This window comes from Candidatus Krumholzibacteriota bacterium (assembly GCA_034520215.1).
Lineage (GTDB): Bacteria > Krumholzibacteriota > Krumholzibacteriia > Krumholzibacteriales > WJIX01 > JAGHBT01.
This window is the reverse complement of the sequence record JAXHNR010000001.1, coordinates 311,634-330,424: the sequence shown is the minus strand read 5'-3', so window position 1 is coordinate 330,424 and position 18,791 is coordinate 311,634. Positions and strand designations below refer to the sequence as shown.

At 42.8% G+C, this 18,791-nt stretch carries 17 protein-coding genes; 2 read left to right on the top strand and 15 right to left on the bottom strand.

The features are described 5' to 3' along the window. The first annotated feature begins 643 nt into the window (after window positions 1-643). Complete coding sequence (locus U5O15_01395; protein MDZ7859319.1) at window positions 644-2,287, top strand: sigma 54-interacting transcriptional regulator; 1,644 nt, start codon at window positions 644-646, stop codon at window positions 2,285-2,287. Between the two features lie 35 nt (window positions 2,288-2,322). Next, the gene (locus U5O15_01390; protein ID MDZ7859318.1) at window positions 2,323-2,805 is read left to right on the top strand and encodes an adenosine-specific kinase; all 483 of its coding nucleotides are present in this window, start codon (window positions 2,323-2,325) and stop codon (window positions 2,803-2,805) included. Between the two features lie 9 nt (window positions 2,806-2,814). Here the strand turns inward: U5O15_01390 and U5O15_01385 are convergent, their stop codons facing one another. The 15 genes from U5O15_01385 to nrdR all read right to left on the bottom strand — a co-directional run bounded on the left by U5O15_01385 (window position 2,815) and on the right by nrdR (window position 18,783). Further along, window positions 2,815-4,728 carry a sigma 54-interacting transcriptional regulator gene (locus U5O15_01385; protein ID MDZ7859317.1) on the bottom strand — a complete coding sequence of 638 codons (1,914 nt, stop codon included), beginning with the start codon at window positions 4,726-4,728 and terminating at the stop codon, window positions 2,815-2,817. Window positions 4,729-4,857: 129 nt separating this feature from the next. After that, complete coding sequence (locus tag U5O15_01380) at window positions 4,858-6,405, bottom strand: NCS2 family permease (protein MDZ7859316.1); 1,548 nt, start codon at window positions 6,403-6,405, stop codon at window positions 4,858-4,860. A gap of 212 nt (window positions 6,406-6,617) precedes the next feature. Continuing rightward, window positions 6,618-6,959, bottom strand: a complete 342-nt coding sequence (locus U5O15_01375) for an STAS domain-containing protein (protein MDZ7859315.1) — start codon at window positions 6,957-6,959, stop codon at window positions 6,618-6,620. 22 nt (window positions 6,960-6,981) lie between these two features. Continuing rightward, a complete protein-coding gene (locus U5O15_01370; GenBank protein MDZ7859314.1) occupies window positions 6,982-7,329 on the bottom strand; it encodes an STAS domain-containing protein in 348 nt (115 codons plus the stop codon). Between the two features lie 237 nt (window positions 7,330-7,566). Beyond that, window positions 7,567-8,589 carry a phosphoribosylformylglycinamidine cyclo-ligase gene (gene purM, locus U5O15_01365; protein ID MDZ7859313.1) on the bottom strand — a complete coding sequence of 341 codons (1,023 nt, stop codon included), beginning with the start codon at window positions 8,587-8,589 and terminating at the stop codon, window positions 7,567-7,569. Window positions 8,590-8,849: 260 nt separating this feature from the next. Next, a complete protein-coding gene (locus U5O15_01360) occupies window positions 8,850-10,229 on the bottom strand; it encodes an HD-GYP domain-containing protein (protein ID MDZ7859312.1) in 1,380 nt (459 codons plus the stop codon). Between the two features lie 91 nt (window positions 10,230-10,320). Further along, entirely contained in the window at window positions 10,321-11,169 is an 849-nt protein-coding gene (locus U5O15_01355) for a hypothetical protein (GenBank protein ID MDZ7859311.1), read from the bottom strand. 147 nt (window positions 11,170-11,316) lie between these two features. After that, a complete protein-coding gene (locus U5O15_01350) occupies window positions 11,317-12,234 on the bottom strand; it encodes a PfkB family carbohydrate kinase (protein ID MDZ7859310.1) in 918 nt (305 codons plus the stop codon). Window positions 12,235-12,457: 223 nt separating this feature from the next. Next, entirely contained in the window at window positions 12,458-14,140 is a 1,683-nt protein-coding gene (argS, locus tag U5O15_01345) for an arginine--tRNA ligase (GenBank protein ID MDZ7859309.1), read from the bottom strand. Next, window positions 14,133-14,486 (bottom strand): ribosome silencing factor, encoded by a 354-nt coding sequence (rsfS, locus tag U5O15_01340; protein MDZ7859308.1) that lies wholly within the window; start codon window positions 14,484-14,486, stop codon window positions 14,133-14,135. Before rsfS ends, argS begins: the two co-directional genes overlap by 8 nt. Next, window positions 14,487-15,479, bottom strand: a complete 993-nt coding sequence (gene amrS, locus U5O15_01335; GenBank protein MDZ7859307.1) for an AmmeMemoRadiSam system radical SAM enzyme — start codon at window positions 15,477-15,479, stop codon at window positions 14,487-14,489. It lies immediately after the preceding gene. Between the two features lie 46 nt (window positions 15,480-15,525). Beyond that, window positions 15,526-16,533: a polyprenyl synthetase family protein gene (locus tag U5O15_01330; GenBank protein ID MDZ7859306.1), complete on the bottom strand. Its 1,008-nt coding sequence runs from the start codon at window positions 16,531-16,533 to the stop codon at window positions 15,526-15,528. Between the two features lie 136 nt (window positions 16,534-16,669). Further along, on the bottom strand, window positions 16,670-17,410 hold the full coding sequence (gene tatC / locus U5O15_01325; GenBank protein ID MDZ7859305.1) for a twin-arginine translocase subunit TatC: 741 nt from the start codon (window positions 17,408-17,410) through the stop codon (window positions 16,670-16,672). A gap of 9 nt (window positions 17,411-17,419) precedes the next feature. Continuing rightward, complete coding sequence (locus tag U5O15_01320; protein MDZ7859304.1) at window positions 17,420-18,274, bottom strand: hypothetical protein; 855 nt, start codon at window positions 18,272-18,274, stop codon at window positions 17,420-17,422. A 50-nt stretch (window positions 18,275-18,324) separates the two neighbouring features. Further along, window positions 18,325-18,783 (bottom strand): transcriptional regulator NrdR, encoded by a 459-nt coding sequence (gene nrdR / locus U5O15_01315; protein ID MDZ7859303.1) that lies wholly within the window; start codon window positions 18,781-18,783, stop codon window positions 18,325-18,327. Window positions 18,784-18,791: the final 8 nt, after the last annotated feature.

The following is an 18,791-nucleotide window of genomic DNA, read 5'->3' as shown; positions in this document are numbered from 1 at the left end:
ATTTCCTTTAGGGAAATGGGAAAGAGCGGGCCCTAAGAGCGGGAGACGCTATTTCCTCGCAGGGGAAATAGACGGCGTTTTTGACAATACCAATAGCCGGATAGAAACTAAATGTCAATTCCACTTATCATTATGGGTAATTACTTGATAGTTATGCCGTTACTAAAATATTGCCCTTATTTTTGGGGAAAGTCCTGTTAACAATTAATAAAGTCTGCGTATACTATAGAGAGAAAAAAGCACCTTTGCAAAATTGCCCGGAATATTTACGCTTACATTACAACTCTTATCAAAGGATAAAGGGATCGTCGGGATCAATGGGAAAATAATTCATATCATCACCTCATATAAATTACACAACAAAATATATGCCTATAAGAATGATTCTTACTGAAAAATATTATAAGTTATAATCTATTATATAATTAGCCCCGCGCTGTAAAAGGATCTTACTATCATCGCGCCGCAATGAAGTGTCCAGCTGTACGGTCTCTGTGCAAATACAATTGTAAAGTAAAACATACCAATTCACCTATCTGGAGAAGATTTTAAATTGACCGTCCAGCTTCAGGGATGTAAAGTAAATAGTAAATATAAAGTTATTAAGATAGTTTTCCTTTTTAGCAGTTCAACCAAGAAGAATATGAAAAACGGAGAAAACAAGAAATCGGGCGATTTCTTCTCTGAGGCCCAGAAGAGTATCGATAGCCTAAAGAAATCCGAAAAAGCTAAAACTCAAGCACGTGATTCGGAGGAACTGGAAAAAAGCCGGCACAGGATCAACAAACTTGAAATACTTATCAACGTTACAAAGGCATTGAATTCCACCCTGAATCTGAATGAACTGCTCGCCAAGATTATAGATTCAATAATAAATCTCGCGGATACCGATAGAGGTTTTCTTATGCTCGCGGACAACAAGGGGGAAATGAAATTCAGGATCGCCAGGGATAAAAATGAGCAATCCCTCGAAGAAAGAGATTTTGAAGTAAGCTACAGTATTATCAATGAAGTTACGCAGAAGGGCACACCACTTTTTATCTCTGATCTTATGGAAAACGAGCAGTTCGCCAAAAAAGAAAGCGTTATCGATCTGCAGCTAAGAACGGCAATCTGTGTACCTCTGAAACTTGATAACAGAATTATAGGTGTTATCTATACAGATGCCAGCAGGCTATCAGGAGATATAACTGAAGATGATATATCGATAGTATCAGCCTTTTCCTCGCAGGCCGCGATAGCGATAGAGAACGCGCGTCTACACGGGGCGCTGATCCTATCGAAGGAAGATCTTGCCAGGGAAAACAGAAAATTAAAACAGGAACTCTCAGATAAATATGAATTTTCGGGAATTATCGGCAAAAGCAAATCCATGCTCGACATATTCAGCACAATCAAAAAGATAGCTTTATTTGACACAACAGTTCTGATCACAGGTTCAACAGGAACCGGAAAAGAACTCATAGCAAAAGCAATCCATTATAACAGTAAGAGAAAAGACAATGAACTGGTTACTATCAACTGCAGCGCCATGCCGGCGGAATTGCTCGAAAGTGAACTCTTCGGACATAAAAAAGGTTCTTTCACGGGAGCCTCAAACGACAAACCCGGACTCTTTGAAACAGCCAGCGGGGGAACGATATTCCTTGACGAGATAGGCGACATGCCCGAAACACTCCAGGTCAAACTATTGAGAACTCTTCAGGAAGGAGAAATAAGGAGAGTGGGTGAAAATCTGACACGTAAAGTAAATGTCAGGATAATAGCCGCTACGAACAGAAATCTTGAAGCGCACGCCGAAAAGGGGGGTTTTAGACGCGACCTCTTTTACAGATTGAATGTAGTCCCCATTACAATACCTCCTCTTCGTGACAGGCAGGAAGATATCCTCCCATTGGTTGTTCATTTTCTTGACAAATACTCAAAGAAAATGAAAAAAGGTGAAGTAAGTATTTCCCCTGAAGTAACAAAGCTTTTCCTTTCCTATCAGTGGCCCGGGAATGTTCGTGAGCTTGAGAACAGCATTGAGAGAGCGCTGGCGCTGAGCGGAGATTCCAAAACACTGAATAAAGAACATTTTCCCCAGTTTTTTACAGGAGAGATGGGAATGAAAACGGGGAACAGAGAAATATATTCACTTAAACAGGGCATTAAATCCGCCGAGAAAAAAATAATAGAAGATACTTTATCCAAAACAGGAGGCAAAGTTACAAAGGCCGCGGAACTTTTGAAGGTCTCACGGCAGCACCTGCATAACAAGATAAACGAGTATAATATTAATCGTTAACTTATTAACCGTCATTACTTCTAAGGGGGTATCCCATGAAAACAGAGATCGTTAAAATAAATAAACCTGAGGAAGTAAATTTCATCCTCGGGCAATCTCACTTTATAAAAACGGTGGAAGACATTCATGAAGCAGCCGTAACCTCGGTAGCGGGAATAAAATTCGGTATCGCTTTCTGCGAAGCTTCTGCTAAAAGGCTGATTCGCTATTCAGGTAATGACGACAAAATGATAGATCTGGCAAAATCAAACGCTCTGGCTATCGGAGCCGGTCATTCGTTTATTATTTTCATGAAGGACACTTTTCCGATAAACCTGCTCAACGCCGTAAAAAATGTTCCCGAAGTCTGCAGAATATTCTGCGCCACCGCTAACGATGTCGAAGTTATAGTCAGCGAAACAAAGCAGGGCCGGGGAATACTCGGGATAATCGACGGAGAAAGCCCGCTCGGGATAGAAAACGAAGAAGATAAGAAATCGAGAATGGATCTGCTGCGCAAGATAGGATATAAGTTATAGTTACTTTTTCTAATTCAGACCATACCTCTTTATCCTGTATATAAGAGTAGTTCTCTCAAGCCCCAGAATTCTGGCTGCCATGGAACGGTTACCCCCCGCTTCGCGCAGAGCCTTGAGAATTTCCCTTCTTTCCATTGCCGCGATACGGTTATCCAGGGAAGATTCTTCAGATTTATTCGGCATTACCAACTCTGTCAGGATACGAGCCGAAAAATCCGAAGCCCTGATAACACCTGACCGCGAATTAAATAATGCTTTTAATACCTCATTTTGTAATTCCCTTACATTTCCCGGCCAGGAATACCGCTTAAGTACATCACATGCGTTTTTGGTTAACCCGGCCCTGGAAATATTAAATTCACCGCAAGCTTTTCTAATAAAATATTCAGCCATAATTTTAATATCATTCTTCCTCTCTTTGAGCGAAGGAATCATGAAATTGAACACGTTTAATCTATGATAGAGATCTATACGGAAGGTTCCTTTCTCAATCGCGGATTCAAGATCTTTATTCGTCGCGGCAATAATTCTGGCAGTTCCCCTTTTAACCTCTGAACCCCCCACAACAAGATATTCCCCGCTGTCAAGGTAACGCAGGAGTTTAGCCTGTAAATCCGCCCTTAATTCACCGATTTCATCTAAGAATATGGTCCCGTCGCCGGAAGCTTCCACAAAACCTTTATTCAGCTTTACAGCACCCGTAAAAGCTCCCTTCACGTGTCCGAAAAGACTGCTTTCAAATAGTGAGGGCGCCAGCGCCGTAACATTAACTGGAATAAACGGCTTGTCACTCCTTCCGCTCCATTTATGTATCATACCTGCTATAAGATCTTTCCCCGTTCCCGTATTCCCGCAGAGAAGAATCGGAAGAGGTGTGCCGGAAACACCCTTTATCCTTTCAAGGAGATTTTTCATCCTATTATTGACCGTAATAAATTCATTCTCCGCGGTTCCGTTTCTACTCATAGTATTTCCGCATATATAAAGTGATTCTCTTTCAGCGATTGTCTCTTCTTCTACAGCCCTCTTTTTCTCACGCGCAGGAGGAAGGAGATCTTTCTCCGAGCCGGGCAACCATTTGCCTGGCCGTGCTATACCAAGTTCTTTCCTTAATCTCTCTCCTTTTTCATAGTATTTATTCTTCTTATCATCATTTCCCCTGCGGCAGGCTAAAAGAGAATATAGATAGTAATATATCATCTTCTTGGATGGAAATTTCTCAAGACCCTCTATATCTTCAGCTATATTCTCGAGAATATTAAGCGCCGCGGCCGTCTCGTCACGCCTGATAAAAATTTCCGCGAGAAGAAACCCGGCTGTGAGCCGTTCGCGATTAAATTCCGGCCCTTCTGATTGAAAGAGAACCTCGCAAATATTATCTTTCGCCTTTGACAATAGTTCTCTTCTTATATCAAGAACCGACCGCGTGAGCGTGAGGGATAGATTTTCTTTCTCTCTTCCCAAGGCATTATAAATATTTTCGGCAAGATTCAGATACGCACGGGATTCTTCCAGTGAACCCCTCCTTGCCAGAATTGAAGCGAGATTAGAGGAGGCCTTAGCCGCGCTTAGCACATGTCTCCTTCTTAATGAAAGCCTGCAAACTGCTCTAAGGAGTTTCGAAGCTCTTGAATATTCACCCCTGTGTTTTAATATCAATGCCCTGTTGACCCATAAACCCAGAGGATATTCATTTTCCTTAAGAGAATAGAATATTCTAAAGGATCTTCGAAGGTAAGATTGAGCTAGATCAAGTTTTCCCTGTACAAAATATATCCGTGATAATATAAACGCGGCCCAGGCTCCGTCTCTGGTACGCGCGCCGCTGTCTTCCCCTAAAAAAGAATTAAGGGAATCGACAACGTCCCCCCTGCCACTTAAGAACCGGCTATACCACGTTTCCATATCTGGAGGAATAATCATTTCATGTACTCCTCTGTGGAAATAGATATTCCGGTTTATTTAGTTTTAATAATTATACCATATATGGGCTTTATAACGCAAATCGGCTCTATCGTCATTCAGCCGGCGGATTCCAGCACCTGCGGCTTTTCAAACTCGCACGCGCCCCTTTTGGTATATATAGAATGATAAGAAAACTACGGCGAAACAAAGATAACCGAATGCGAATCTTCCTCCGGCGTTCCAGCCAAGCACACTTACCGTCCCATTTCCGACAATCTCAAAGGTATGAATGACGCCGAAAAAAGCTAAAAACATTCCCCCAAAAGACCACAGCGAGGCCTTAAGAAAATCTTTTTCGATCAAAAAGACGCTTATAGCGGCAAGAATCATAGATGAAAATATAAACCCTTTTTCAAGGGCCATAAGTCCCATAATACCATTTATCGGTATGCCGGCTGCTGCTTCCTTGGCCAGCGTTGTACCTGCTCCCGTATATGCCTGTTTAAGAATATTCAGTCCCCAAGCCGCGAATGCGGGAAAAAGACCGATAACAACCGCCGGCGCGTGACTGCGGGGAGTAGACTGGAAAGCCTGAGCAGCTATAGTGATCCCAATCCATAGAACAATGGCTATTCCCGCTTCCATCGGAACTAATGTGTTAATAAGTTTAACACACCCGCCAAGAGCAATGATCAAAAAGAAGAATCCGTTTAGAAGTGAATATCCTGTCCTGGCGCCCAGGCCCTTCCACCCCGGATGTCCAATATATATCGTAGTCGGAAAACATGAACCGAAAAGGGATGCTATAAGAGATCCTATCCCGTTTACGGCAAGCGCCGGCTTTGTCTCGTATCTGTCTCCTGCCGCTTCAGCGCTTTCGAGATTCTGGATTGAACCAAAAACATTAAACAAAGCCATTGGAATAATAATCGAAAGATATTTGTAGAGGTACTGACTCTTTATAACTTCTAATAGACCCGCCGATGAAAGTTTAGGTCCGTTAAACCCGATTCCTGAAATGGCAGCTTCAACATTACCAAAATCCATCATCCCGAAAACCCACGCCAGTATAGTGCCTGCTATAAGAGCCACCATGCCGCCCGGGATTCCGAAAGGAAACCTCACCCTGGAAAAATACTGGATCAAAATCACAGCGAGGGGCAGCATCGCTATAAGCGGATACTGAAATGTCCGGAGAGCAAAATCCATAGAAATAAATGTAATCGCGATTCCGGCCAGAGTGGAAAGAAGAGCGGCCCGGGGGGTAATCCGTCTTAATTTATCCATAAAGAATGCCGAGGTGAATTCTATTACACCGCTTAAGAGGCAGGCGAGAAGCCCAACTTTCCAAGCTGCTTGCCAGCTTCCGGTTTCCCTGTAGACAGGACCCATTATAAAAATAAGATAAGCGAAAAAACTTACTGTGTTTATTCCATAAGGAAGAGCCGTAACATCGCTTCGTCTTTCCTTACTCGCCAGTTTTCTCGCCTGCCAGGAATAAAAGACATTCCCGAAAACTATAGAAAGCGCGGCGCCGGGCAATATCCTGGTAAAAACAAATTCAGCCGGGATTCCGGCTATTACAGGACAAAGAGACGCAATGAGAAGAAATTGAATCAGATTATCTATCGCGAGACCAAAAAAACCGTCGATATCGCGTTTTACAACCCATGGATAAATATTATTCTTATTCATTTCCCCCTCCAATTCCAGATAAAACCCACTCAGGAATAAACCCAAGAAGCGGAAGCAAATAAATAATCTTTTTTAAGCCCGTTATCACGGGGGCATAAATCCGCAGGCAGCGTACGCGCGTTTAAATCGCATACCACCCCCAGCGGACTGATTCTACACTTTTTCTTAAAGTTATTACAATGATAATTGGATGAAGGCTTACATAATCACGGCTAGTCCTTGAAACTCTCTATTGCCTCTTCTTCAGAGTCGTAAACATCAAATATCATGTTAAGCCGGGTTACCTGCAGAATACCCAGGATTCTATCATTCGGTTTGCAGAGTTTGATCATTCCGCCTTCTTTAGCAAGGTGAGATCGAGCCGAGACGAGAATCCCAAGCCCTGTACTCGAAATCCATTTAACCTTCGAAAGGTTTGCCACAATATCGAGTTTCTTCTGGGCGGCAAGATCTTTAACAATATCAACAAGCTCTAAATTCTTCTGCCCCCCATGCATTTCACCTGAAAGGTTAAGAACAACAACTCCGTCTTTTTCATTTTTTTTGATTTTCATACCAGAATCCTTTCAGAAATAATCATGATTTAAAATCTTCAACAGCGTTTTCAATATTTTCAAACTCTTGAAAAAGGGCGGGAATCAACCCGCAAGTTCTAAGCACTACTTTCACCCTGTCAGAAATTCCAACAAGATTTATATACCCATCATTCCTTCTGGCGGAAGCATATGAAGCTATTAACACACCGGCACCCAGAGAATTAATCCATTTAATTTCGGATATATCAAAGATGATATTTACATTTCCTTCAGAGATAGATTTTTTAACAATATCCTGTATACCCTGGGATTCTGGGCCGCCATCAATCTGGCCCTTTAATCCAACAATCATCACATCATCTTCCAGTCTTGTATTGATGGTCAACATATTACTCTCCTCACTTGAGATCACTTCATAATTTCACCTTCAGGTTACTCTATAATACAATATAAACCTCATTTAAACCAACACAAAATCTATCTTAAAAATATTATCATTATCTTTTTTTATTGTCCAGAACCTAATCAAACAGGACTTTCCCCAATTTTTAATTCAAATCGAGTAGTAACACAATTTGGACAGCTTTTACTTGTCCATCAAGCTAATTTATTTATTAATTTGCTGTTATTTTAAATAAACCCCGCCGTCACCCTTAATAACCTCGCCAACATGGAAAGGGGGCCAACGAAGTCCTTCGGTACGCAGTATTTCCCCGTTATCGCGGGAAGGAATAATCACAAGCATTCCGAGGCCCATATTAAAGACTCTGAACATTTCATCGTCCGAGACTTCACCGCGCTCCGCTAAAAACTGAAAAAGGTTTGGAACATCCCAGGTTGAAGTATCAATTTCAACTGAGACACCTTCCGGTAAAACCCTTGGAATATTGTCAATTATACCACCGCCGGTTATGTGAACCAAGCCGTTGATACTCACACTCTCTGACAAAGCCCTGAACTCACTTAGGTAGCTGCGGTGGACTTCGAGAAGTTCATCCGCCACCTTCTTTCCGGTACCCGGCAAAATATCGTCCAGACCCATATTCTCATCCTCAAAGATAATCTTTCTCGCCAGTGAATAACCGTTAGTATGAAGACCGCTCGACGGGAAAGCCCAAACGGAATCTCCGGATTTAATCCCGCTTCCGTCAATAATATCTGATTTTTCAACAACACCGACGATAGATCCGGCCAGGTCATATTCCTCATCGGTATAAATCCCAGGCATTTCGGCTGTCTCTCCGCCAATTAAAGAACAGCCGTTATTTTTACACCCTCTGGCAAACCCCGAGATAACACTGGTCATAATTTCCCGGTTCAGCTTACCGCATCCAATATAATCAAGGAAGAACAGGGGAACAGCTCCCTGGACAAGTATGTCGTTTACACAATGATTTACCAAATCTTCTCCCACCGTACCATGTCTGCCTGACATATAAGCTACTTTAAGCTTTGTACCCACGCCATCCACACTTGAAACAAGAACAGGTTCAGAATATTCATCCGGCATTCTAAACAATCCGCCGAAATTACCGGTCTCTGAAAGAACATTCCCGCTCCAGGTATTTTTAATCATACCGCTGACATCTTTCAGAGCTCTGCCGGCGGCATCAATATCAACACCGGATTCTCCGTACTTCGAATTCACCCGCCAAACCTCCTGTATTGTGTACTATAAGTACGATATCTAAATAACAATAGAACAACTATACTATACAACCCCTAAAGCTTCAACCGCCGCATTTATATCATATTATACTCAAATGAATATAGGATACCAGAGACAAATTTGATATCTCCGGAATAATAAATTCCCCCAAAAGACCCGCTTAAGATTGAATCACATTAATAAGGGCGCGGCATGGTAAGTTAAGGATAAACAATCCCGGGATAGGCGCGGCTTCTGCTTTAGACCTTTACTCTATCCCTAATCACTTTGCTCTCTTCTGCTCTCTTGTTGGATTCAGAAAGTATAGAAAACTTTCCGTCGCGGTAGAGATAAAGAATCAGATCAGCAATATCTTTCTGAAACTGTGTCCCTCTGTGGGTCTCCAGCTCTTCAATCACCTTCTCCAGCGGAAGTGCCTTTCTGTAAGGACGATCGGAAGTCATCGCGTCGAAGGCGTCTACAACATTCAGAATATGCGCCCCCATAGGAATCTCATCCTCCTTCAGGCCGCGGGGATACCCCATGCCATCGGGGCGCTCGTGATGGCAGCGTATAATTCCGGCCGCATCCTTTAGGAATTTCAGCCTTTTAACGATATCAGCCCCTATATCGGGATGAGAACGAAGTGCGTGCCAGTCATCATCGGTCAGCGGACCGATCTTGTGAAGAACGTCGTTACTAACCGCTATCTTGCCTACATCATGCAATAGAGCGGCATATTGAAGTGTTTCTATATTCTTAGATGACCATCCCATATGTTCAGCTACTCTCAGCGCGTACTTGGACACCCTTGAGGAATGCCCGTGAGTAAACGCGTCAGAGGCGTCAATAGCGGAAGTAAGCGCGGCGACTGTTTCAATGTTTGTCTCCTTCATATCCAAATACAACTGGAAAGAATAGCGTGCGAGAAAGAGGGGGATTATAAACAGCGCGATAGTCCACTCTCCAATATTAGAATAAAGGAGCGCTATCACGGCCGCGATTGGAAGAAAGGCAAAAATATGGAAGAAGTACCACATATAATTCTGCTTCCATACATAAAAAGGATTCTTCCTGTCATCAAAGGCAATTATCAGTGATATAGACCATGTGTTTACCAGGTAATATACTACACCGGCCGCCAGGAGGGGCACCAGAAAGAACGGAGAATCAGGGGTCCCCATACTTCCAAAAAGCCTGTAGACATAACCGGCAGTTCCCACGGTAATTACAAGAAGCGGGATATTGAATGCCAATTTTTTAAGCGGTTTGCGCTCCAGAATGCCTTCGGTAACCAGAATGGCAATTGCTTCTGCTACGACAATTACGGCAGGCCCGAACAGGACAATACCCGCGAAATCAATAGCAGAAGATGTTGAAATAGACGATCCGCCGCTTGGCAATGTGACCTGGGCAAAATCGGTCACAATGATTAAAAATACAAAGAAAAATATATTTCCCCAGGGATTAGCTGGTAATCCTTGAATAAAATACAATAACGCGGCCGCTCCGGCTAAAATAAAAGCCGTGTAGTATAATTTGAATCCCCAGCTGTTTTTTTCAATTCCTATACTCAAGATAGTACCGGGAAAATCCTTTCCTTTTCTTACTCCCCCCCCGTTAAACCTTGTGGAAGTCATTAACACTTATCGAAAGAAAACTTGAGTTTATCTATTCTATTTTGTCTTACACGATTAATAATTCCAAAAGCAATCGATTCGCGAGTAATGTCTATCGTATACGGTAATGAATCTGCTTTCGCGATTTCCATCTGCCGAAAGGCCTATTTACCGCGTCAAGTACAGCGTGGGCTGAAGCTTCGTTGCCGTCACCCTCAACAAATGCAGTCCCGGACAGATAGGTCACGCGACGATCCTCTATTACTTTAACAGAGGCAACTATTGCCTCTCTGCCCGATATCTTAATCTGTTCTACATCAGACAAACACAAATTAAAATCCTCGTCAACCAGTTTAATCACACCGTCAAGCGCTGCTTCCGCGGCAACTCTGTAGAAAGGCCCATCCTCTCTGACTCCCTCGAAATACCCGGAAACACTAAGTCCGCTTTTCTCAAGCAGGACTTCTATCTTTACCTTACTTTCATTGAGTCGCAGATTAATTCCTTGAAAACGTATCCTTACATCTTCCTCCAGCAATTCAAGCTCTGCACTCTTCTGCGTTGAAGAAGAATCAGCAGAATCAACGCCTGTTCCTTCGATCCCCTCAGATATTTCCCCCTCACCTATATCATCCATTCGAAATTCTTCATCTTCATCGATGGGCTCGTCTTCTCGCCCGTCACTCCATTCATCATATTTGTCATTTTCTTCTGTAAAAGAATCTATTATAACTACACCTATTTTCTCTGGATCAATATCAAAATTTAACTCAGCACTTAAGGATTCTGCCGCATCTTGCGCGAGGAGCTTGGGAGGCCTATCCGTTGCCGCGACAATATGTATTTCTGATATTTCATCATTTTCGTCAGTGGAAATACGGCACGATTTAACTCCGCGAACATGCATTATGAGTTCTTTCGCGCGCTTGGCGATTTCCCCTTTTGAAAAATCAGAAAACACAAATACTCCTTCTTACATGTGGCAATTAAATCTGCAAGGCTGATTTGCAGTTTTCAACAGCAAATAAAGGTGGACCAAAATAGCGTTTAATTCATTATATCACAAACCGTTATAAAATCAAATAAAATAGAAAATACCGGCGCTTTTCTATATTTCCTCCTTATCAATTTTGACAAAATCAACTATTCTATTGAAACGCTCCTTTATCATATCCAGATTAATATCCCGGATACTGTTCACAGAAAAGTCTTCACACGTAAAACTCGCTAAAACCGTGCCATAAATCATCGACCGACGTAGATTTTTCTCATTTATATCTCCATTTGCGGCTAAAAACCCAAAAAAACCGCCGGCGAAGCTGTCCCCGGCTCCTGTCGGATCAAGCAAATTATCAATAGGGTAAGCGGGAGAAATAAAAAGGAAATCCTCTGTCAGCATAAAGGCTCCATGTTCCCCTTTTTTTACAACCACAATCTCGGGACCCAGCTTAAGAATTCTCCGCGCTGCTCTGATCAAATCTGTTTCACGACTCAACTGACGCGCCTCGCTGTCATTTATAAAAAGCAAATTCACCCTCTGAAGCACTTTGGAAAGAACCCCGGGCTTTCCTTCAATCCAGAAATTCATCGTGTCACACCCGACGAAGGGATCGCCTTTAAATTGATTCAAAAGATTAAGCTGAAGTTCGGGATCGATGTTAGCCAGAAAAACCCACTCGCTTTTTTCCCATCCCCCGGGAAGTGCCGGCCTGAAATTCTCAAAAACATTCAGCTCAGTCACAAGTGTTTCACGCTCATTAGGATTATCCCCGTACTTTCCCTTCCAGAAAAATGTTTTCCCCCCTTCGACAATCTCCAAACCGGTAATATCAATATTCTTCATGCTAATGATATCGATATATTCAGGGGTAAAATCTTCTCCCGCAACCCCGACAAGCCTAACCGGCAACTGGTAACACGCTGCCATAGAAGCATATACGGCAGACCCGCCGAGAACTTTTTCCACCCGCCTCTGGGGCGTCTCTATTGAATCAAAAGCGACCGAACCTACAATAACCAAATTCACAAAATCTCCCTTGCTGGCAGTTACTATTGATAAAAAAGATAATTCATACCATAAATCTTAAAAACACTCTCCACTCTTCAGCCCGCACTCCCGGCATCCCGCTTTCCGTCTGTATTCACCGTCAAAGTAAAAGTCTGGATATCGAACCATAAACAGGGGGCTCAATTCAGCCGGTTTACAAATTCAGACAACGGATATCTTAGTTCCGCCCGATCAGTAAAATTTACATTTTCCGGGGAGCGGCAACTCCAATTAACCTCAACGATTCAGCCAGAACTATTCTCGTTGCCTCCGAGAGCAATAACCGGGCCTGACTCAATCTGTTGTTATCTGAAATAATCCTGCAGATATGATAGAAATGGTGAAAGGAGGAGGCAATCTCCCTCGTGTAGGTTGTCAGGCGATTTGGATCGTTCATTAGAACAGCCCCCTCGACAAGCTGGGGGAACACAATAAGCTTACGGATCAAATCCAACTCTTCCGGTTCATCAAGCAATTCTACACAATCAAAATCTTCGGGGAATTCGACATCATTCTCTTTCGCGAAAGATATAACGCTTGATATCCTCGCGTGGGCGTATTGAACATAATAAACAGGATTTTCATCAGATCTCTTTCTGGCCAGGGATAGATCAAAATCCATATGAGCGTTATTCTTTCTCATAAGAAAAAAGAATTTAGCCGCGTCCCTTCCGACATCTGAGATAAGATCATTGAGAGTGATATATTCGCCCCTGCGCTTGGACATACTGATTTCTTTACCTTCTTCTATGAGACGGACCCACTGAACGGTGAGAATCTCAAGCCAATCTTCTTTAGCTCCGAAGACGGAAGAAGCGGCCTTCAATCTCTGTATGTGTCCGTGATGATCAGGTCCGAATATGTCAATTACTCGATCATAGCCCCGCCGAAACTTATTGAGATGGTATGCCGCGTCGGCCAGAAAATAAGTCGGGCTTTTATCACTTCGAATTACAACTCTGTCCTTCTCATCCCCGAAATCAGTTGAACGAAACCAGAGAGCGTCATCATTTTCATAGACAAAACCATTATCTTTCATGATTTCAAGGGCTTGATCAACTTCCCCCTCTGCCCGATGAAGAGTTGATTCGGCGAAGAATTGATCGAAGGAAACCCCGAAAACTTCCAAGTCTTTTTTTATCAGTTCCACCATTCTTTCAAGCGCGAAATCGGCGAATTTTGCGGCCCCCCTGTCATCCTCTAAGCCCAGCCACTCCATTCCTTCACGCTTAGGAACCTGCCTCGCGATCTCTATCAAATACTCACCGGGATATCCATCCTCAGGTATCTTGGCATCCTCTCCGAAGTTCTGTCTGAATCTGGCCATAAGAGAAAGCCCCAGTTTGTGGACCTGATTTCCGGAATCGTTAAGATAGTATTCAGCATCAACTTCAAATCCCGCTTTACTGTACAAACGGACAAGAGTACTTCCAACGGCGGCGGCTCTGGCTGAAACAAGTACAAGCGGTCCCGTTGGATTCGCGGAAACGAATTCTATCTGTACCTTTTTTCCCTTTCCAATATCCAGATTGCCGTACGACTCTTGTTCTCTGTTTATTTTTAACACCTGGTATTTAAGGTAATTAACGGAAAAGAAAAAATTTATAAACCCCGGCCCTGCTACTTCAATTCCACTTATAAAATCAGGATCTGATGAAATTTTATCAATAATGATTTCAGCAAGTTTTCTTGGATTACTCTTTATCTTTCCGGCTGTAACCAGGGCAATATTACTGCTTAAATCACCATTGCCGAGTTCCTTCGGCCGTTCGAGCTGAATTTCATCTCTTTCAATGTCAAGGTCAAGTTGCTTTACCGATTCAAAGAGCATTTCGGTTATTCTCTCTCTGACCCTTACATCCTCAAAACCCGCCTTCTTAACCATCCGGATATTCCTCCCTGGGCGCGTCTCCCCAAAACTTTTCAAGTCCGTAGAAACCCCTCGTCTCCGGCTGAAAAACATGAAGCACAACATTAAAACTATCTATTAATATCCAGTGGGGAGACTGATATCCTTCAACATTGAATGAAATGCCTTTTTTCTTCAACTCCTCGGTAACGACATCTGCGACGACACGAGCCTGAGTGCCGCTTGAAACGGAACAAATCACAAAATAATCCGCTATGTTCGAAACCTTTTTCAGATTAAGAAGAACTATATCATCAGCTTTCTTATTCCATATAAGCTTTATGACTCTTTTGGCAAGTTTCTTCGGCGCAATCTTTGTCAATTAACTCCAGACCCCCTTTATTTCTCTCCCACAAGACGGGCAGCACCCGGAATCGATAAAATTATCGGCTGAAAAACCTGAACGCTCGATCACAACACTTCCGCACTCCGGGCAATAAGTATTTTCAGTACCATTAATGAATATATTACCAATATAGACATAATCAAGATATCTTCTTCCAATTTCATAGGCTTTCTGAAGGGTTTCAGCGGAAGTAGGAGGTCTGTCATTCATCCTGTAGTGAGGAAAAAAACGTGAAAAGTGAACAGGTATTTCTCTCGAAACCCGCGAAAGCCATTCGCACATATCCTCTATCTCTTGAGGACTGTCATTCAATCCGGGGATTAACAGATTTGTAACTTCAACATGCGATACAGATGAAGCTATCTCAATAAAGTTTTTTACATATTCCACTTCCCCTCCGCAATATTTCCTGTAGAAATCATTATTGAAACTCTTAAGATCTATATTAAATCCGTCAACCATGCCGGCCAGCTCTAACGCTGGTTTTTCATTGATAAATCCGTTTGTAATAACCACTGATTTTAGACCTTCCTCTTTCAATAAAGGCAAAACATCCAACAGATATTCATACCAGACAAGAGGCTCAGTGTAGGTAAAAGCAACTCCGACTGAATTTTCCTTTTCCGCTAATTCAATTAGCTCTCGCGGGGAAATATACCGGGTCGGCATCTCCTCTTGAGAGATATTCCAGTTCTGGCAGTTTTTACATGTAAAAGTACATCCATTGGGCCCTATAGACAGTATTCGGGATGAAGGCATAAAATGGAAAAGAGGCTTCTTTTCAATAGGATCCAGATTTACAGTCACTGTTCTGCCGTAGGAAAGTGTAAAAAGCTCGCCCCCTGTATTTTCTCTGACTCTGCACCTGCCCCTATTTCCTTCCCGGATGACACATTCATGGGGACATAGATGGCATTTTACAATATTTCCTTCGGATTTTGAGTAATATAGAGCTTCTTTTTTATCCATGGTTTCCTCCCCCCTTTAAAAAATAAGCGGAGCAGCTTTTACCAAGCTACCCCGAATAAGGGACAACTCTTTCCACAATGTAATCAGCAGCATAACATAAGAGATCTATTTCAGGAGATGCTGCTAAAGGACTTAAAAAGGTTTTAGCCTTTCTGCTGAGAGCTTTGGCCTTTTCTACCGAATATTCCACTCCCCCGTAATTTTCTATAAACGAAAGCATTTCATTCCAACCGCGATCTCTGTCAAACCCCTCGCGTAACATATCGCCTATCCTTCGCCTGACATGGTTGGGAGCGTTCTTATATGAAGTAATAAACGGTAGTGTAATCTTGCCATCTACAAGATCCACAGCCACAGGTTTGCCGAGAGATTCTTCGGCGGCCAGATAATCAAAAAGGTCATCTGTTATCTGATAAGCCAGCCCTATATTCTCTCCGAACGAGGAGAAGCTGTTTCTATTTCCGTTTCCGTTTTCTCCCAGAAGGGCTCCGGCTTCACATGAAGCCGCAAACAGAGAAGCCGTTTTTTTGCCTATCATATTCAAATAGATCTTCTCGCTTATATCTACATTTTTTTTATGCTGAAACTGCAGCATTTCTCCCAGGCTCATCTCATTTGCCGCGTGGGACAGGATAGAGATAACCCCCCAGAGATTCTCGTTACTCAAACATGAAAAAGCTCTCGAATACAGATAATCCCCCGTTATAGTAGCTATATCCCTACCCCACTTCGAACTGACAGTAGGATGGCCGCGGCGGAAATCATGAGAATCTATGATATCATCGTGAATTAAAGTGGCAGTGTGGATTAGCTCAACCGCAAAGCCCGCTGTGACAGATTTTTCCGGATCGGCTCCGGCATTTCTGGCCGCGAGAAAGAGGATATTGGGACGCAATCTCTTGCCGGGATTTCTGTTTAACGAGGCACATATTTCATCCAACAGGGGAACATCAGTACTGACAAAGGATTTAAGTCTTTTTTCGAGGGAATCAAGCTCAGATTTAACAGCTGATTTTATGGAATCAATTTTAATCCGATCGGTGTGCTCCGGCAAACCTATGACTAATTCCTTTCTGAAAAATCAAAAAAACAACCTATAAAAAAGGGAATAATATATCCATCCGGCAACATCGATACCGAACTCTGAAATCTATCACTCTCAAAGGCAGGATTCAAGCTATTTTCGGCCTTTACCCATCTTTTCCGCCGGACTTTCTGATAAAGATCGATAGAGCAACACTCGCAAAAAAAAGTACAATAAGCGGCAGGGCCATAAGTAGCTGAGATACGGGATCAGGAGGTGTTAGAAAAGCCCCTACTATAAAAATAACCAGTACCACCCACCGCCACTGCCTTAGTAATTTCCCCGGAGAGACAGCTCCGGAAATTACAAGATATATAATCGCCAGAGGCAGCTGAAACACAATACCGAAAGTAAAACATAATCTCCCGACGAAATTAAAATATTTTCCAACAGAAATAAGGGGCGACAGCATATCAGTTCCGAATTTAATGAGGAAATCCAGCACTACGGGAATCATAATCCAGTACGCGAAACAAACACCAAGATAGAAAAGCAAGGTTGAAGGAAAAATAAAGGGAAATACTACTCTTTTTTCACTTGAAAACAATCCCGGCGATACAAAAGCCCATATTCGGAACAAAATATAGGGAAAAGACACTAGGAACCCCACGATAAAACTGAGCTTCATGCGTGTCATAAAAGCTTCCGCGGGTGCGTTGAAATAGAGGCTTTCTAAGGGGATACCTGCCAGGAGAAAATCGATTAAATGGTCTGAAAAAAACCACAGAATTATAGAAACTCCGAGCCACACAGCTATGACAGATATTAACCCGGATCTCAGTTCCTCAAGGTGATCGAGGAGCCCCATCTCTATAAGTTTTTCACTCTTATCTCCATCAGACAACATTTATCCCGATCACTCTAAAAATTGAACTTTGTCGTATGAAAAACTTGTTATATCCTGTGTTTCCTCCTTGGCGGTTTCCGGATTGATTCCTGTTATCTTTCCCTTCATTTCGGAATTAATACTGACTGTAACTATATATCCTCCTTCAATCGCGATTTTCGCGTCAAAAGTAGCTTTCGCGGTCCCTTCCACGCTACCCTGCTTCGATTTGCCGTAAACATCCGTCTCGGAAATACCGCTTATACAGGCAACCTCAATACCATCTACCGATTCAATACCCTCCAGTGTATACTCAGAAATACCGCTTACAACCTTTGTTTCTGTACTGTCATCGATCTCTTTCTGCCAGCTGTCCCCGACACTCTTCGGTTCTTCCGGCAATTCAAAAAACCATTTTTCGGCAAAATCCTTCAGCTCGTCATCCTTCATCCCCGTGATAAAACCCTTAACATTATTAACTTTGCCCATAGGTGACACTACGACTTCGATTGTTCTCCCTTCGGCCTTAACAGGATTATTAAAACTCTTTGTTTCTCCCTTTTTAACCATCTTGCTCTCCTGTTCGAGGCACTTGATCCTGACCGTGTTATTCCCCTCTTCTGTCTTCTCTCTAACAGAATTAACCACTCTGTATGTTGTAACTATTCTAAAATTCATCCCGTAAAAGTTCATTTCTCTGGTATGGCTGCCCTTGTACTTTGATATATCTCCTACTTGGGGATTGAAACGCAATTCTATTTTTTTTCCGCTTCCGCCCTCTAATTCTCCAGGAGGGGGAGATGAAGAACAATGAATTGCGGAGATCGCGAGAGTAAAAATCGCGGCCATTGTAAAAATTGCTCTGATACGTTCACTTAGAATCATAATTCTCTCCTTTCACAGGTTTTCGGGTAACCCAGGTTACAACTGAATTACTATTTACTCTTTCCCAGGAGCACCTTCAATTCCATTAGAAACTGGGAAATATCCTTAAAATCCCGGTAGACTGACGCAAAGCGCACATAAGCAACCTGATCGACAGATACAAGTCTCTTCATAATCTCGTTGCCCAGTTCTTCGGTTGGAATTTCATCCCTTATGCTGCTTGAGACTGAACGCTCAACTTCATCTACCAATTTTTCGAGTGTTTCGATTGAGATCGGCCGTTTTTCACACGCTCTTAGAATGCCGTCCAGCATTTTGTCTCTTGAATAACGCTCCCTGCTGCCGTCTTTCTTAACGACCATAACAGGTCTCTGCTCAACGCTTTCGTAGGTGGTGAATCTATAACCGCAGGCTAGACATTCCCGGCGCCTTCTGATAGCCGAATTATCGCGGGTGGATCTGCTGTCAACGACCTTGTCTTCTTCATTACCGCACGCGGGACAACGCAAATCATCCT

What these genes read in the sequence shown, in the direction of transcription:
- U5O15_01395 (MDZ7859319.1), top strand. Translation starts at nt 644, where the DNA reads ATGAAAAACGGAGAAAACAAGAAATCGGGCGATTTCTTCTCTGAGGCC.
- U5O15_01390 (MDZ7859318.1), top strand. Translation starts at nt 2,323, where the DNA reads ATGAAAACAGAGATCGTTAAAATAAATAAACCTGAGGAAGTAAATTTC.
- U5O15_01385 (MDZ7859317.1), bottom strand. Translation starts at nt 4,728, where the DNA reads ATGATTATTCCTCCAGATATGGAAACGTGGTATAGCCGGTTCTTAAGT.
- U5O15_01380 (MDZ7859316.1), bottom strand. Translation starts at nt 6,405, where the DNA reads ATGAATAAGAATAATATTTATCCATGGGTTGTAAAACGCGATATCGAC.
- U5O15_01375 (MDZ7859315.1), bottom strand. Translation starts at nt 6,959, where the DNA reads ATGAAAATCAAAAAAAATGAAAAAGACGGAGTTGTTGTTCTTAACCTT.
- U5O15_01370 (MDZ7859314.1), bottom strand. Translation starts at nt 7,329, where the DNA reads ATGTTGACCATCAATACAAGACTGGAAGATGATGTGATGATTGTTGGA.
- U5O15_01360 (MDZ7859312.1), bottom strand. Translation starts at nt 10,229, where the DNA reads ATGACTTCCACAAGGTTTAACGGGGGGGGAGTAAGAAAAGGAAAGGAT.
- argS (MDZ7859309.1), bottom strand. Translation starts at nt 14,140, where the DNA reads ATGGTTAAGAAGGCGGGTTTTGAGGATGTAAGGGTCAGAGAGAGAATA.
- amrS (MDZ7859307.1), bottom strand. Translation starts at nt 15,479, where the DNA reads ATGGATAAAAAAGAAGCTCTATATTACTCAAAATCCGAAGGAAATATT.
- tatC (MDZ7859305.1), bottom strand. Translation starts at nt 17,410, where the DNA reads ATGTTGTCTGATGGAGATAAGAGTGAAAAACTTATAGAGATGGGGCTC.
- U5O15_01320 (MDZ7859304.1), bottom strand. Translation starts at nt 18,274, where the DNA reads ATGATTCTAAGTGAACGTATCAGAGCAATTTTTACAATGGCCGCGATT.